This window comes from Haemophilus sp. SZY H56, from assembly GCF_054332415.1.
Genome location: NZ_JBTGNX010000020.1, coordinates 1 through 14,673 on the forward strand (window position 1 = coordinate 1; position 14,673 = coordinate 14,673).

Annotated in this window: 15 protein-coding genes and 1 other annotated feature; of the genes, 3 read left to right on the forward strand and 12 right to left on the reverse strand. The window is 40.3% G+C overall.

Annotation, left to right across the window (positions count from 1 at the left end):
* Nucleotides 1-94: 94 nt before the first annotated feature.
* The 3 genes from thrC to thrA form a co-directional block, all read right to left on the reverse strand.
* Nucleotides 95-1,369 (reverse strand): threonine synthase, encoded by a 1,275-nt coding sequence (thrC, locus tag ACXVWP_RS10660; protein ID WP_289901327.1) that lies wholly within the window; start codon nt 1,367-1,369, stop codon nt 95-97.
* A gap of 78 nt (nt 1,370-1,447) precedes the next feature.
* Nucleotides 1,448-2,392 (reverse strand): homoserine kinase, encoded by a 945-nt coding sequence (gene thrB / locus ACXVWP_RS10665; RefSeq protein WP_289901328.1) that lies wholly within the window; start codon nt 2,390-2,392, stop codon nt 1,448-1,450.
* A gap of 12 nt (nt 2,393-2,404) precedes the next feature.
* Complete coding sequence (gene thrA, locus ACXVWP_RS10670; protein WP_289901329.1) at nt 2,405-4,852, reverse strand: bifunctional aspartate kinase/homoserine dehydrogenase I; 2,448 nt, start codon at nt 4,850-4,852, stop codon at nt 2,405-2,407.
* 32 nt (nt 4,853-4,884) lie between these two features.
* Nucleotides 4,885-4,998: a sequence feature (Thr leader region), on the reverse strand.
* A gap of 162 nt (nt 4,999-5,160) precedes the next feature.
* On the opposite strand from thrA, the gene ACXVWP_RS10675 reads away from it, so the two are divergent.
* Complete coding sequence (locus ACXVWP_RS10675; protein ID WP_289901384.1) at nt 5,161-5,865, forward strand: YggS family pyridoxal phosphate-dependent enzyme; 705 nt, start codon at nt 5,161-5,163, stop codon at nt 5,863-5,865.
* 54 nt (nt 5,866-5,919) lie between these two features.
* Here ACXVWP_RS10675 and murA read toward each other — a convergent pair whose 3' ends face one another.
* The 8 genes from murA to lnt all read right to left on the reverse strand — a co-directional run bounded on the left by murA (nt 5,920) and on the right by lnt (nt 12,189).
* The gene (gene murA, locus ACXVWP_RS10680; protein ID WP_289901330.1) at nt 5,920-7,200 is read right to left on the reverse strand and encodes a UDP-N-acetylglucosamine 1-carboxyvinyltransferase; all 1,281 of its coding nucleotides are present in this window, start codon (nt 7,198-7,200) and stop codon (nt 5,920-5,922) included.
* Between the two features lie 8 nt (nt 7,201-7,208).
* Complete coding sequence (locus tag ACXVWP_RS10685) at nt 7,209-7,466, reverse strand: BolA family protein (RefSeq protein ID WP_005697151.1); 258 nt, start codon at nt 7,464-7,466, stop codon at nt 7,209-7,211.
* Between the two features lie 13 nt (nt 7,467-7,479).
* Nucleotides 7,480-7,815, reverse strand: coding sequence for an STAS domain-containing protein (locus ACXVWP_RS10690; RefSeq protein ID WP_014064941.1), 336 nt, complete (start codon nt 7,813-7,815; stop codon nt 7,480-7,482).
* 4 nt (nt 7,816-7,819) lie between these two features.
* Nucleotides 7,820-8,467 (reverse strand): phospholipid-binding protein MlaC, encoded by a 648-nt coding sequence (gene mlaC, locus ACXVWP_RS10695; protein ID WP_289901331.1) that lies wholly within the window; start codon nt 8,465-8,467, stop codon nt 7,820-7,822.
* Between the two features lie 21 nt (nt 8,468-8,488).
* Nucleotides 8,489-8,995, reverse strand: coding sequence for an outer membrane lipid asymmetry maintenance protein MlaD (gene mlaD, locus ACXVWP_RS10700; protein WP_049355493.1), 507 nt, complete (start codon nt 8,993-8,995; stop codon nt 8,489-8,491).
* Nucleotides 8,996-9,007: 12 nt separating this feature from the next.
* A complete protein-coding gene (mlaE, locus tag ACXVWP_RS10705; RefSeq protein WP_049355494.1) occupies nt 9,008-9,793 on the reverse strand; it encodes a lipid asymmetry maintenance ABC transporter permease subunit MlaE in 786 nt (261 codons plus the stop codon).
* On the reverse strand, nt 9,790-10,584 hold the full coding sequence (mlaF, locus tag ACXVWP_RS10710) for a phospholipid ABC transporter ATP-binding protein MlaF (RefSeq protein ID WP_289901332.1): 795 nt from the start codon (nt 10,582-10,584) through the stop codon (nt 9,790-9,792). Before mlaF ends, mlaE begins: the two co-directional genes overlap by 4 nt.
* Before the next feature lie 72 nt (nt 10,585-10,656).
* On the reverse strand, nt 10,657-12,189 hold the full coding sequence (gene lnt / locus ACXVWP_RS10715; RefSeq protein ID WP_297570070.1) for an apolipoprotein N-acyltransferase: 1,533 nt from the start codon (nt 12,187-12,189) through the stop codon (nt 10,657-10,659).
* A 153-nt stretch (nt 12,190-12,342) separates the two neighbouring features.
* Between lnt and ACXVWP_RS10720 the strand changes: the two genes are divergently transcribed.
* Both ACXVWP_RS10720 and ACXVWP_RS10725 read left to right on the forward strand, forming a co-directional pair.
* On the forward strand, nt 12,343-13,212 hold the full coding sequence (locus tag ACXVWP_RS10720; RefSeq protein WP_297570072.1) for a DDE-type integrase/transposase/recombinase: 870 nt from the start codon (nt 12,343-12,345) through the stop codon (nt 13,210-13,212).
* Between the two features lie 105 nt (nt 13,213-13,317).
* Entirely contained in the window at nt 13,318-13,533 is a 216-nt protein-coding gene (locus tag ACXVWP_RS10725; RefSeq protein WP_297570077.1) for a hypothetical protein, read from the forward strand.
* 52 nt (nt 13,534-13,585) lie between these two features.
* Here ACXVWP_RS10725 and corC read toward each other — a convergent pair whose 3' ends face one another.
* Nucleotides 13,586-14,482 (reverse strand): CNNM family magnesium/cobalt transport protein CorC, encoded by an 897-nt coding sequence (gene corC / locus ACXVWP_RS10730; RefSeq protein ID WP_014064936.1) that lies wholly within the window; start codon nt 14,480-14,482, stop codon nt 13,586-13,588.
* Between the last annotated feature and the right edge of the window lie 191 nt (nt 14,483-14,673).

Sequence of the window (14,673 nt, forward strand, 5' to 3'; positions counted from 1 at the left end):
TTAAAAGGACTGAGTCCGATACAATATCGAAAACAATCCTTTAAATAACAGTCTAACTTTTTGGGGTCAGATCAAAATCAACCGCACTTTTTTATTATTTCAACAAATATGCACGTAATTGTGCAAAATCGTCATCCATTTCATCAGAAAGTAATGGCAATTTATTATGTTTATCTAACGCTTCTGGCAATGGAAGATCGAGCGAAAGAATACGCTCTACAGACTCTTTAAATTTCGCAGGATGTGCCGTACATAAGAAAATACCGGTTTCATCCGCTTTAAGTTGGTCTTTCAATACTTGATAGGCGATCGCGCCGTGTGGCTCACATAAATAACCTTTTGCATACATCGCTTTTAAGGTTTCTTCTGTTTCGCCATCGCTTAACATACCTGAACCTAAATCACTTAAATTCCAGCCATTGCGTTTGAATAGTTCTTCTACACGCGGCCAGTTGTTCGGACGACTGACATCCATCGCATTAGAAAGCGTGGCTACAGTCGCTTTAGGTGCCCAGTTACCTGATTCTAAATAACGTGGCACGGTATCATTCGCATTGGTTGATGCAATAAAGTGTTTAATTGGTAAACCTAATGTTTTTGCAATTAAACCTGCGGTTAAATTACCAAAGTTACCACTTGGTACAGAAACTACGACATTATCACGTTTTTCTTTTGGTAACTGCGAGACCGCTTCAAAGTAATAACAAACTTGCGCCAATAAACGGCTAATATTAATGGAGTTTGCTGAATTTAGACCAATCGCCTGACGCAGTTCTTCATCATCAAATGCTTGCTTCACTAACGCTTGGCACGCATCGAAATCGCCATTAATCGCAACAGTGCGGATATTCCCACCTAAAGTACAGAATAGTTTTTCTTGTAATGGGCTGATTTTGCCTTTCGGATATAAAATCACGACATTGATGTTTTCCAACCCGTAAAATGCATGCGCAACTGCCGCACCAGTATCGCCCGAAGTGGCTGTTAAAATAGTAATTTTGCCATCACCACGTACTGCTGCGAGTGCTTGTGCCATAAAACGACCACCAAAGTCTTTAAACGCTAAGGTTGGACCATGAAATAATTCAAGGGCATAAATATTGTCTTCCACTTTTTCTAATGGTGCCATAAAGGTGAACGCATTTTTCACCATCGCATCCAAAGTGGCTTTCGGCAATTCTTCACCGATTAAGGCGCCAAGAATTTTTTGGCTACGTTCAACCAATGGTAAGGCTAATAACTCATCAATATTGGTTAAAGCGGGGATCGTTTCAGGAAAGAACAAACCTTGATCTTTGCCAAGTCCTTGACGTACTGCTTGCGCAAAATTCACTTGTTCTTCAGGGTGTTTGATATTGTACAAATTCATTGTATATCCGTTAATTATAGAGTTTTAATAAAATGTTATTCCCCTCTTATAAAAGAGGGGATAAAAGCGATTTATTGTTTAACCGAGCTCTCTCGCGCCATCATTATCGACCTTACAAACATGCACAAAGCCTTCATTGTTTTGTAAATAATAATTTTCTAAATAAGTCGCGAGTTTTGTTGCGGTTTGCAAATCAGGTGCAATGGAGAACATCGTTGGGCCAGAGCCTGAAATCCCCGTCGCTAATGCACCTAAATCACGAGTAGCTTGTTTCACTTCTGCGAAGTTTGGTAATAAAGCCTCTCGATAAGGTTCCGCAATCACATCTTTCATCATCATCGCGGCAAGGTTTTCTTGATGAGTGTGACATGCGTGCACAAAGCCACCTAAATGCCGACCATGAGAAATCACATCTTGACGTGTGTAGCTTTTTGGTAAAATTGCACGTGCTTCAGCGGTTGAAACCTCAATGCCTGGGTAAGCTAAGACCCAATACCAATTATCAAAAAATGGCAGTTTTTGGCAAATGTTACCGAGGGATTGTACCATAAATTGCACTCCGCCTAAGTAACAAGGTGCCACATTATCATAATGGATAGAACCAGAAATACGACCTTCTAACTCGCCCATCATTTCTAACAATTCCATTTTTGAAAATGCTTCATCGTGGAATTTATTTAATGCCACTAATGCAGCCACAATAGAACAGGCACTTGAGCCTAATCCCGAACCAATCGGCATATTTTTCTCAAGGGTCAAACGCAATGGTTTGACTCTCACATTGCGTAATTTTAATTGCTCACTAAACAGCACATAGGCCTGATACACGATATTTTTTTGCGGCTCTTTTGGCAATTTACGCACAAAATAGCCCGCACTTTCGAGCTCGAAACCACTTAGAATAGACTCAATCTGTACGACATCACCTAATAATGAACCATCAATCGGTGAAATGGCTGCGCCTAATGTGTCAAACCCTACACTAATATTTGCACTCGATGCTGGAGCATAAATTCTTAACATGTTAAGTCCTTTTTAGTGGTGTAATGTTCTTAAAATATCCGCAAAGATGCCTGCTGCAGTCACGGCATTACCCGCACCGTAGCCACGTAATAGCAACGGAATTGGTTGATAATAACGCGTATAGAATGCAAGGGCATTTTCACCGTCTTTCACCTTATACAATGGATTATTTTGATCCACTGCAATGATTGACACTTTGCAATGGCCATCTTTAATTTGGCCTACGTAACGCAATACTTTGCCTTCTGCTTTCGCAGCTTCAACACGCGCTTTAAATTCCGCATCTAATTGTGGCAACATCGCCATAAATTCATCGGCTGATTTGCCTTCAGAGAAGCCTTTCGGTAACACGCCTTCCACTTCCACATCGGAAAGCTCAAGTTCTAGACCTGCTTCACGCGCTAAAATAAGCAATTTACGTGCCACATCTTGACCCGATAAATCATCTCGAGGATCGGGCTCTGTAAAGCCTTTTTCTCGAGCAAGTGCGGTCACTTCAGAAAGAGAAAGTCCTTCTTCTAATTTACCGAAGATGAAAGAAAGCGAGCCAGATAAAATACCCTCAAAATACTCAAGTTCATCTCCCGCTGCCAATAAATTCTGTAAGTTTTCGATAACAGGTAAACCTGCGCCTACGTTGGTTTCATACAAGAATTTATGTTGACTCGCTTGGGCATTGTGACGTAATTCATGGTAATAGGCTAATTCACGGGTATTCGCTTTTTTGTTTGGGGTTACCACGTGGAAGCCTTCTTTTAACGCACGCGCATAAAGTCCTGCGACCGATTCAGCTGTTGTACAATCAACAAAGACTGGGTTCACCACGTGATGTAATTTAATGAAAGATAACAACACATCAAAATCAGAAGGTTGGGTTGCATTTTCAAGGTCTGCTTTCCAATTATCTAAATTCAACCCGTTTTCATCCAAAAGCATTTTTGTTGAATTCGCTAAGGCACAAACACGGATTTCAATATCCTTCTTTGCAAGGTACTCTTTTTGTTGTTTGATTTGTTCAATCAATTCACCGCCTACACCACCGACGCCGACTAGAAACATATCGACGACTTTCTTATTATTAAAAAGGGCTTGGTGAGTCGCTTTCACAGCTTCAATCGCTTTATTTTGCGCCACTACTGCTGAAATTGAACGTTCAGAAGAACCTTGTGCAATTGCTACTAAGCTAATATTCGCTTGAGCCAATGCAGAGAAGAAACGAGCAGCAATACCCTTAGCTTGTTTCATACCATCGCCCACAACAGAGATAATAGAAAGATCTTTTGCCACTTCAATTGGTTCTAAGTCATGGGCTTTTAATTCTGTCGCAAATTCTTGTTCTAAAATCGCTTTCGCAGCATCTGCTGATTTTACTGGCACACAGAAACTAATACTGTATTCAGAAGAAGATTGAGTGATTAAAATCACCGAAATACCAGCTTTTGACATCGCAGAGAAAACGCGAGCGGCCATTCCCACCATACCTTGCATACCAGGTCCTGAAACGTTAAACATCGCCACGTTATCAAGGTTAGTAATCCCTTTCACTTGTAAACCTTCAGATTTTACATGACCATCAATTACAGAACCTGGCGCAGATGAGTTACCCGTATTTTTAATTACACATGGAATTTGTTTTGGTAATAATGGACCAATTGTACGCGGATGGATCACTTTCGCACCAAAATAAGAAAGTTCCATTGCTTCACGATAAGAAAGGCTTGGTAATAAACGTGCATCTGGTACTAAACGTGGATCACAAGTATAAACGCCGTCTACATCAGTCCAGATTTCGCAAACAGATGCGTCTAAACAAGCCGCTAAACAAGCGGCTGAATAATCAGAACCATTACGCCCTAATAACACTAATTCACCTTTGTCATTGCAAGCGGTAAAACCTGCCATTAAGACAACTTTATCTTTTCCGATACTTTTCGCATCAACGCGCTTTGTAGATTCTGCAATATCAACTGAAGATTCTAAGTAGCCGCCTTGTGCTAATAATTGCTTAACTGGATCTACAATGTGAACATTGTATCCACGTGCTTCAAACCAGGCTTTCATCATGGCAATCGATAACTTTTCACCACGGCAGTCGATGGTTGCTTTCACTTTATCTTCTACTTTGCCAGCTTGGCGGATTTCTTCTAATAAACCTTGAATTTGGGTAAATTCTGCATCAATAATAGCTTTGATAGCGGCAAGATCAAATTTATTATTTTCAGCATACAAACCATTAATGATGTTATAGAAAATTTCAATGGCTTCGTCAAAGTGGGTATCGGTTGGTTGGTTTAATGCAGCTTTTTCAGAGAGGGCAACAAGATGATTGGTGATTTTAGCAGGAGCGGATAACACACCGGCTGCTTGTTCTTCTAAATGAGCTTTTTCGATTAATTGAGCCGCTTGCGAGAAACGCTCAGGGTTGGCTAATGAAGTGCCACCAAATTTTAATACGCGCATGATAATATCCTCAGATGTTGTGATTTTTAAATATTAAAAAACCCGCACTAGATTGATGCGGGTTTTCCTGATCCTGTTTGCTACGCACTAACCCGCCCCATTAATTGTCGTAATGGTCATAATAATGGTGGTAATAGTGAAAGTGCGGTTATTTTTCATTGTATTTTTACCTTGAAAAAAGATATGTTTAGAAATACCGAAAAAGCGCAAGTTTGTCAAACATAAAATCGAAAAAGTGAAGCTTTTTTCCTAAAAATCATTACGTTGGTGTAGAATAAGAAAACTTAACATTGCTCAGGAAGGAAATGATGACAATTCAACAATCACTCGAAAACATTCATCAACAAATCCAAACATCTACTCAACTTGCACATCGTCCTGAAAGTGCGGTCACTTTATTGGCAGTTTCTAAAACCAAACCCAATGAAGCAATTTTAGAAGCCTATCAAGCCGGACAAAAAGCATTTGGGGAGAACTACGTTCAAGAAGGCGTAGATAAAATTCAGTATTTTGAAGCACAGAATATTCAACTTGAATGGCATTTTATTGGGCCATTACAATCTAATAAAACGCGTCTTGTCGCTGAACATTTTGATTGGATGCAAACGCTAGAACGTGCCAAAATTGCCGATCGTTTAAATGAACAACGCCCTACCAATAAAGCGCCTTTGAATGTTTTAATTCAAATTAATATCAGTGATGAAGCCAGTAAATCAGGTATTCAACCGAGTGAAATGATTGAGTTGGCAAAACACATTGAAAATCTACCGCACTTATGTTTACGTGGATTAATGGCGATTCCTGCACCAACAGATAATATTGCTGAACAAGAAGCCGCCTTTAGCCAAATGAAACAATTATTTGAGCAGCTTAAAGTCGCCTTGCCTCATCAGCAAATTGATACGCTTTCTATGGGAATGACCGATGATATGCAAAGTGCCATCAAATGTGGCTCAACGATGGTACGCATTGGTACGGCCATTTTTGGGGCGAGAGATTATTCAAAAAAATAATGAATAGAGAATAAAAAAGCGGTCAAAATTGACCGCTCTTTGATCAGAATTTAATTAAACTTCTTCACTCTTTTCAGAGAAACGTTCAATCTTCGCACCTAAACAACGAAGTTTATCCTCAACGTGCTCATAACCACGATCGATGTGATAAATACGATCTACGATAGTTTCACCACTTGCGATACATCCTGCTAACACAAGACTGATTGATGCGCGTAAATCTGTCGCCATCACTTCTGCACCAGAAAGATGCTCAACACCGTGACAAACTGTCGTGTTACCTTCAATCTCAGCTTTACCACCCATACGAATTAATTCTGGAATGTGCATAAAGCGATTTTCAAAGATGGTTTCAGTAATGATACTTGTGCCTTCAGCCACCATGTTTAATAAGGTGAACTGTGCTTGCATATCTGTTGGGAAGCCTGGATGTGGTGCAGTACGAATATTGACAGCTTTCGGACGATTGCCATACATATCCAATGTAATGCTATCTTCAGTCACTTCAACTTCTGCGCCTGCTTCACGGAGTTTATCAATCACCGCATCCATGGTATCTGCTTTGGTATTTTGACATACCACGCGACCACCAGAAATGGCACCCGCAATTAAGAATGTACCGGTTTCAATACGATCTGGCACAATGCTGTGCTCGCAGCCTGTTAAGCGGTCAACACCTTCAACGACAATGTGATCTGTCCCGGCACCTGTAATTTTCGCCCCCATTTTGTTGAGGAAATCTGCCGTATCAACAATTTCTGGCTCGCGAGCAGCGTTTTCAATGATTGTTGTACCTTTTGCAAGTGTTGCAGCCATCATGATAGATAAAGTTGCACCGACACTCACTTTTTCCATCACAATACGTGTACCTACAAGACGATCTGCAACAACCGCTTTAACATAACCTTCATCAAGCTCAATTGTTGCACCGAGTTTTTCTAAGCCGCTAATGTGAAGATCAACCGGACGTGCACCGATAGAACAACCACCTGGTAAAGAAACTTGACCTTGATTAAAACGAGCCACCAACGGTGCTAGTGCCCAAATAGAGGCTCGCATGGTTTTTACTAATTCATACGGTGCAACGAAGTGATCAATTTTAGAACAATCTAATAATACAGCACCTTCAGCATCACGCTCTGCCACCACACCAAGTTTGTGCAAGATTTTTAAGGTTGTATCAATATCTTTTAGTTCTGGTACGTTTGTTAATTTAACCGGCTCAGTTGCCAAAATTGCAGCAAAAAGAATAGGAAGTGCAGCATTTTTTGCACCTGAGATGGTCACAGTACCACTTAAGCGAGATTGCCCGCCATAAACACGAAATTTTTCCATAGAAAATCCTAGCTTGCTTGATGTAATAGACGATCCATTTTCCACTTTGCAGTGGTATAGGTTTTAATCGTTAAAGCGTGAATTTCGCCAGTTTGAAAGTAAGGCATTAATGGCGCGTAGATGGTTTGTTGCTGTTTTAATTTAGAAAGTGCTGAGATTTCATCACTTACTACAATCACACCAAAGTGAGCATTTTCACCTTGAGCATAAACCTCATCTACATTCAGGCTTTCTTTTAAAATACGTTCAATTTCTTGCAGTTCCATTCGGATTTCCGTTTTAATTATGGTCGATAAAAGTGCTAATCCAATGAGATAAATTCACTAAATCAGCAAGGGTTAATAGCTGTTCTGGAGGGTTTATCAACCGCACTTTTTTATTTGGTAACTGCTCGCAATCGTGTAGAAAATCACACAATAATGCAAAACCAGCAGAATCAATTCGATTGATTTCAGTTAAATCAAATTCAATGAGACTTTGATTGTTTTGCTTTTCTGATAAAAAAGAAGCACGTTGTTGCCATAATGGTAACAACGTGTTGCGGGATAGCTCCCCCGATAATTGGAGAGCTATCTTATCATTATTTTGGATTAAATCCCACTTTAACGCAGTCATTCGCTTATTTGCTCAATGTCACTGGTGCTGCAGCAGATTTTTGAATTTGAGCAGTTAATGCTTCAATACCTTGTTGACGTAAGATACCGCTCCATTCATTTTGTTTAGTGACAACCATGCTCACGCCTTCTGCAACCATGTCATAAGCTTGCCATTCGCCAGTTTTACTGTTTTTACGCCATTTAAAATCTAATTTGATTGGCGCTTGCCCACCATTTTGTACAATATTAACACGAATGCTCACTAGGTTTTTATCACCTACCTCTTTAGCCGGTTCAATTTGAATATTTTGATCAGTGTAAGCGGTTAACACTTGTGCATAAGCTTGTTCAATAAAATCGCTGAATGCTTTAAAGAATTTTTCACGTTGTTCTGGTGTGGTTGATTTAAAGTGTGAACCTAACACCAAAGAACCTGCATAGTTTACTTGCACGTAAGGTAATAAATCGTTACGCACGATAGTACGTAAATAATTTGGATCCTTTTTAATTTTTGCCTGATTGTTTTTTATATCGGCAAATAACTTATCTGATGCTTGTTGCATCAACACATAAGGACTGGTTTCTGCACGTACAGTTTGAGTCACAAAAAGCGTAGCCACTGCAAATGCCATTAGGCTAAACCATTTTTTTAACTGAATAAATTTCATCATAAATCTCCCAAATAAAGATTATTATTTTACATCTGGTTCTGCTTTGTCAGCATTACCATCTACTTTTTTATCACCGTAAAGGAACTGACCGATTAAATCTTCCAATACCATTGCGGATTTCGTGTCTTGAATTTGGCTACCGTTTTTTAGCATTGCGGTTTCACCATCATCAAACCCCATGCTTAAAGCGATATATTGCTCCCCCAATAATCCCGATGTTTTGATCGATAACGAACTGTTTTCCGGAATTTCTTGATATTCTTCATTAATCGCAATACTGACTTTTGGTAAGTACGATTTTTCGTCTAACTTAATATCAGACACGCGACCAATGACTACCCCACCAAGTTTAAGTGGCGCTCGGACTTTTAGTCCACCAATATTGTCAAAAGTTGCAGTCACTGTGTAAGATTTTGTTTCACCAAAACCTTGTACATTTGCTACGCGTAAGCCTAGAAACACTAACGCAGCGATACCGAGTAGTAAAAATAAGCCTACCCAAAATTCATATTTAATTGTTTGTCGCATAAAAATACCCTATTAGCCTGCCCCAAACATAATGGCAGTTAAGATGAAATCGAGCCCAAGTACCACAAGTGATGCGTGGACAACTGTTCTAGTTGTGGCTTGACTGATACCTTCAGATGTTGGAATACAATCATAACCATTGAATAACGCAATCCACACCACCGCAATGGCGAAAAATACGCTTTTAATAAATCCGTTTAGAATGTCATAGCTCCAGCTGACAGCATTTTGCATCACTGACCAGAAGCTACCTGCATCGACACCTTTCCAATCCACGCCAACAAGCGAGCCGCCCCAAATACCAATCGCGGTAAAGAGAATCGCAAGAATTGGCATCGCAATCACGCCCGCCCAAAAACGCGGTGCAATCACACGACGTAATGGATCGACTGCCATCATTTCAAGGCTGGAAAGTTGTTCTGTGGCTTTCATCAAGCCAATTTCAGCCGTTAGTGCTGAACCCGCTCGACCCGCAAATAAAAGTGCGGTCACTACTGGACCTAATTCACGTAATAAAGACAGTGCCACAAGTTGACCAAGGCTGGTTTCTGCAGAAAAATCTACCAAGACTACATAGCCTTGTAAACCTAACACCATACCAATAAATAAACCTGAAAGCAGGATAATTAATAACGACTGTACACCTAATACGTACAACTGCTTCACTAATAAAGGAAAATGTTGACGAATTTGTGGCTTACCGACTAACGCACCAAACAACATAAAGCCGGATCGGCCTAATGCACGGAAAAATTTGATTACGCTTCGTCCAAGTGAAGAAATCATATCAACAATCATTTAAATAATTCCTCCACATAATCACCTGCCGGATAATGGAATTTTACCGGACCATCCGCTTCACCTTTCAAGAACTGCACCACTTGCGGATCTTGGCTCGCGAGCAGTTGCTCTGATGTTCCTTCGGCAATCACATGCTTATCCGCAATAATATAGGCATAATCTGCAATACTTAATATTTCATTCACATCATGGGAAACCACAATAGAGGTTAACTTCAGTGCTTCATTCAAGCGTTTAATTAAGCTCACGATCACGCCCATGCTGATTGGATCTTGCCCTGTAAACGGCTCATCAAACATGATTAAATCTGGGTCAAGTGCGATCGCTCGAGCTAATGCTGCACGACGCGCCATCCCCCCAGAAAGCTCCGAAGGCATCAAATCTGCCGCACCTCGTAAGCCCACTGCTTCTAATTTCATCAATACAATTTGACGAATTAGACTTTCTGGTAAACGCGTATGCTCGCGAATCGGAAATGCCACGTTATCAAACGTTGAAATATCCGTAAATAATGCACCTGATTGGAATAACATTCCCATGCGTTTACGCACTTCATAAAGCTCTCGATTTGAAAGACGACAAATATCTTGTCCATCAAACAAAATCTCGCCTTGTTCAGGATGCAACTGACCGCCAATTAATTTCAGTAGCGTGGTTTTTCCGATCCCTGATGGCCCCATGATGGCCGTAATTTTGCCCTGTTGGACTTTCAAATTCAGGTTATCGTAAATCACACGCTCACCTCGTTTAAAGGTCAGGTTTTTGACTTCGATTAGATTTTTATTCATTAAAATCTCATTGGTTTTATAAGAAGAAATTTATTTTTCTCTCACGTTAAAAAAGTGCGGTCGTTTTGACTGCTATTTTTGTGAAAGGTTCAAGCGACGTTTTAATAACGTCGTGAAGCCACGTAATAACACAAAAATTAATGACAACACATAAATAGGTAAATTACCTAATGCTGCATAAGGCGTTTTGCCTTCTGTTGGCACCATTTTATGGGTCAGCGTTGTTTCCTCAAATTGAGGCGCTTGCGCTTCAATGTTACCTTTTGCATCAATAAACACTGAAATCCCTGTATTCGTTGCACGAATTAATGGTTTACCTAATTCGAGCGCGCGCATTCTAGCCATTTGTAAATGCTGCCAAGGGCCAATGCTATCACCAAACCATGCATCATTAGAAATCGTCAGCAAATAATCGGTTTCTTTTTTCAGATTTTCACGAAGTTGCTCACCAAAAATAATTTCATAGCAAATAGCTGGCGCAAAAGCATGTTGTTTTGCCATAAAAGATGGCTGTACCGCATCGCCACTTTGGAACGCAGACATTGGCAAATTAAATACGGAATTAAGTGGGCGCAACAAACTTTCTAACGGCACATATTCACCGAATGGCACGAGATGATGTTTGCTGTAACGATTTTTTGTCGTCAACTCATAAGGAAAATCAGAATTCCCAGCCGTCACAATCGAATTTAATAATTTACCGCTTTGCTCATCACGATATACGGTACCAATCATTACTTCCGTGTTTTTCTCTTTTGCGACTTTATCTAAAGCTTCAAAAAATGGCGTAATCGCATTTTCAAGGGTTGGCAATGCTGACTCAGGTAAAATAATCAAATCAGACTTGCCTAAATGTGTCAAAATTTGTTTTTGATAGATGTCTACTGTAGCATAAAGATATTCAGGATCCCATTTTAAATTTTGCTCAATATTGCCTTGTGCAAGCGTGACAGTTAGTCCTTTACCGTCTTTGGGTTGAACAAAATTCATCTTACCAGCATAAGCGCTTAATCCACCCACAACCAATAAGAGCAATGCATTCACACTGACTAAATTCCATTGTTTTTTCGATAGTGAAAAAACAAGATTAAAAATGACCGCACTTGCCCAAACGGTAAAGAATGTCATCCCCGTGACACCAAAGATCGGCGCAATCCCGTAAAACGGACTGTCTATTTGGGTATAACCAAATTGTAACCAAGGAAAACCGGTAAACACCCAACCACGCAAAAATTCAGTCAATGTCCAAATCGCAGCAAAAATGACCGCACTTTGCACCTGAAAACGCTGCACGAAATAAGTGAAAAGCATTGGATAAAGTGCTAGGTAGGCCGAAAGTAAGCCCACCAAGAGATAGCTCACACCAAGGGAAGCCCCACCAAATTGATGAATGCTAACATTTAACCAACTTACACCAAAACAGAAAAAGCCCATCGACCACAAAAAAGTAGCAAAAAGTGCGGTTGATTTTTTGGCATTTTTCGCTACAAAAAGTAATCCGCCTAAGGATACATAGGCTAATCCCCAATAATCAAACGGTGAAAAAGCAAATACGCCAATTACCCCAGAAATCAAGGCTATAAGATAAACGACTAATTTATTCATTTTATCCATACTATAAAAAAATATTCCCCCTCTTCAGCAAAGAGGGGGCCAAGAAGGTACAACCTGATAACATCATTTACATTCTAACCCGAGGACATCGTTTACATTTTTCCCGTAAACTTATCATCAAAATACCTAATCCACTGGAGATTGATGATGCCTTGGATAGAGACCGATGCGATGCAACAGCGTGTACTTTTCTTAAACGCGTGGCTAAGCCAACGCTATACTAAAACTGAACTGTGTCAGCAGTTTAATATTAGCCGTCCAACGGCAGATAAATGGATTAAACGCCACGAACAGTTTGGCTTTGAGGGCTTAACCGAGTTATCTCGTAAACCTCATCATAGCCCTAATGCCACGCCACAATGGATTTGTGACTGGCTTATCAGTGAGAAACTTAAACGTCCTCACTGGGGTGCCAAAAAGCTTTTAGATAGCTTTACTCGGCATTTTCCAGAGGCGAAAAAACCAGCTGATAGCACAGGCGATTTAATTTTAGCGCGTGCAGGGTTAGTTCAGCCTCGTAAGACGAAGCGTCGTATGAGTGCAGACACACAACCTTTTGGCGAATGCACCGCACCCAATACCACTTGGAGTGCTGACTTCAAGGGGCAATTTTTACTCGGCAATCAGAAGTTCTGCTATCCGCTGACGATTACGGATAATTTCAGTCGCTTTTTATTTTGCTGTAAGGGGTTGCCGAATACAAAATCAGCGCCTGTTATTGCTGAGTTTGAACGCCTTTTTGAGCAATTTGGTCTGCCGTATTCGATTCGTACCGATAACGGTTCAGCTTTTGCATCACAAGCATTAGGTGGAATCAGCAAGCTTTCTAAATGGTGGATTGACTTAGGTATTCGTCCTGAACGAATTAAGCCATCACACCCAGAGCAAAACGGACGACACGAGCGAATGCACCGTAGCTTAAAAGCAGCGCTTCAACCTCAAAATAGCTTTGAAACTCAACAGACATTCTTCAACCAATTCTTACGAGAATACAACGAAGAACGTTCACACTAAGGCATTGGTCGCAAAACACCTGCTGAATGTTATGAGCCGTCAAAGCGAATTTATACAGGTCACATTGAGCCATATGACTATGGGGATAATGTTGAAATCCGCAAAGTGAAACTCAGTGGCGAAATCAAATGGCAAGGAAAAACTTATTATCTCAGCCAAGTGCTTGCCAATGAACCTGTAGCGTTCGAGCCTTATGCCGATGGCATTTGGCATATTTATTATCGCTTTCATTTACTGGGCAGTTTTGATGCCAAGGAAATGAAAATTAAATCTGCCACATTGTGGCATAAACAACCTAACGAATGTAAACGATGTCCTTAGGGAAAATGTAAACGATGTTTGGGTTGTATAGAATACGGTCAAACTGAGTAACTTACTCAGCTTGTTCTTCTACACCTTCCATATCTGACAAATGCTCATCTGGCACGGTTACACGTACCTGAATCAAACGACGGCTATCGGCAGAGGTCACTTTAAATTGAATATTTTCTAAGGTAATTTCTTCACCGCGCTTAGGCAAATACCCAAAGGCTTGCATGATTAAACCACCAATGGTATCCACTTCTTCATCATCGAAATGCGTATTAAATTGGGCATTAAAATCATCAATATCTGTTAATGCACGCACCGCATAAGTGTGACGAGAAAGCTGACGAATATCCGCGACATCTTCCTCATCAAATTCGTCTTCAATATCACCGACAATTTGTTCGAGAATATCTTCGATAGTCACCAAACCTGATACTGCACCAAACTCATCCACCACAATCGCCATATGGAAACGCTCAGAGCGAAAATCTTTTAACATACGATCGACACGTTTACTTTCCGGCACTATCACGACTGGACGTAATAACTTGGACAACTCGAATTCTTCTGCATCTTCACGTAAAAACTTAAGCAAATCTTTCGCGTGCAAAATACCTTCAATATTATCGCGGTCATCCGTATCTGCAATTACAGGAAAACGAGAGTGAGCGGATTCAATAATGGTATTCAAACAAGCATCGAGATCTTGATTCGATTCAATAAATACGATTTGCGAGCGAGGAATCATGATATCGCGTACACGAAGCTCAGCGATTTCCATTACTCCTTCAATCATTTCACGAGTGTTTTGATCGATTAAATCGTTTTGTTCTGAATCGCGAATCACCTCCACGAGTTCCTCACGGTTTTTCAGCTCACCTTGGAAAAAGCGGCCAATAAGTGATTGGAAAAAAGACTTTTTAGTTGTTTCAGTTTGATTACTCGAATGTTCTTCGTTCATAAAATTAAATGCGTTACTGTCGGATTGACTGCGTAAAAAGTAGCATATTTTGACAAAAATCGCAAAAAACTTAAGCTAAATGGCTGAAAATAAAGTGCGGTTAAAAACTTGGTAATTTTTGATCTGCACCCCAAAAGTTGGACTCAACAAACCAACAATTGAGGTGCAGATTTTTTATGGGTAAACACTAC

Bases quoted from the DNA above. Each gene is read 5' to 3' on its own strand.
- thrC (WP_289901327.1), bottom strand. From the start codon at position 1,369: ATGAATTTGTACAATATCAAACACCCTGAAGAACAAGTGAATTTTGCG.
- thrB (WP_289901328.1), bottom strand. From the start codon at position 2,392: ATGTTAAGAATTTATGCTCCAGCATCGAGTGCAAATATTAGTGTAGGG.
- thrA (WP_289901329.1), bottom strand. From the start codon at position 4,852: ATGCGCGTATTAAAATTTGGTGGCACTTCATTAGCCAACCCTGAGCGT.
- ACXVWP_RS10675 (WP_289901384.1), top strand. From the start codon at position 5,161: ATGACAATTCAACAATCACTCGAAAACATTCATCAACAAATCCAAACA.
- murA (WP_289901330.1), bottom strand. From the start codon at position 7,200: ATGGAAAAATTTCGTGTTTATGGCGGGCAATCTCGCTTAAGTGGTACT.
- ACXVWP_RS10685 (WP_005697151.1), bottom strand. From the start codon at position 7,466: ATGGAACTGCAAGAAATTGAACGTATTTTAAAAGAAAGCCTGAATGTA.
- ACXVWP_RS10690 (WP_014064941.1), bottom strand. From the start codon at position 7,815: ATGACTGCGTTAAAGTGGGATTTAATCCAAAATAATGATAAGATAGCT.
- mlaC (WP_289901331.1), bottom strand. From the start codon at position 8,467: ATGATGAAATTTATTCAGTTAAAAAAATGGTTTAGCCTAATGGCATTT.
- mlaD (WP_049355493.1), bottom strand. From the start codon at position 8,995: ATGCGACAAACAATTAAATATGAATTTTGGGTAGGCTTATTTTTACTA.
- mlaE (WP_049355494.1), bottom strand. From the start codon at position 9,793: ATGATTGTTGATATGATTTCTTCACTTGGACGAAGCGTAATCAAATTT.
- mlaF (WP_289901332.1), bottom strand. From the start codon at position 10,584: ATGAATAAAAATCTAATCGAAGTCAAAAACCTGACCTTTAAACGAGGT.
- lnt (WP_297570070.1), bottom strand. From the start codon at position 12,189: ATGAATAAATTAGTCGTTTATCTTATAGCCTTGATTTCTGGGGTAATT.
- ACXVWP_RS10720 (WP_297570072.1), top strand. From the start codon at position 12,343: ATGATGCCTTGGATAGAGACCGATGCGATGCAACAGCGTGTACTTTTC.
- corC (WP_014064936.1), bottom strand. From the start codon at position 14,482: ATGAACGAAGAACATTCGAGTAATCAAACTGAAACAACTAAAAAGTCT.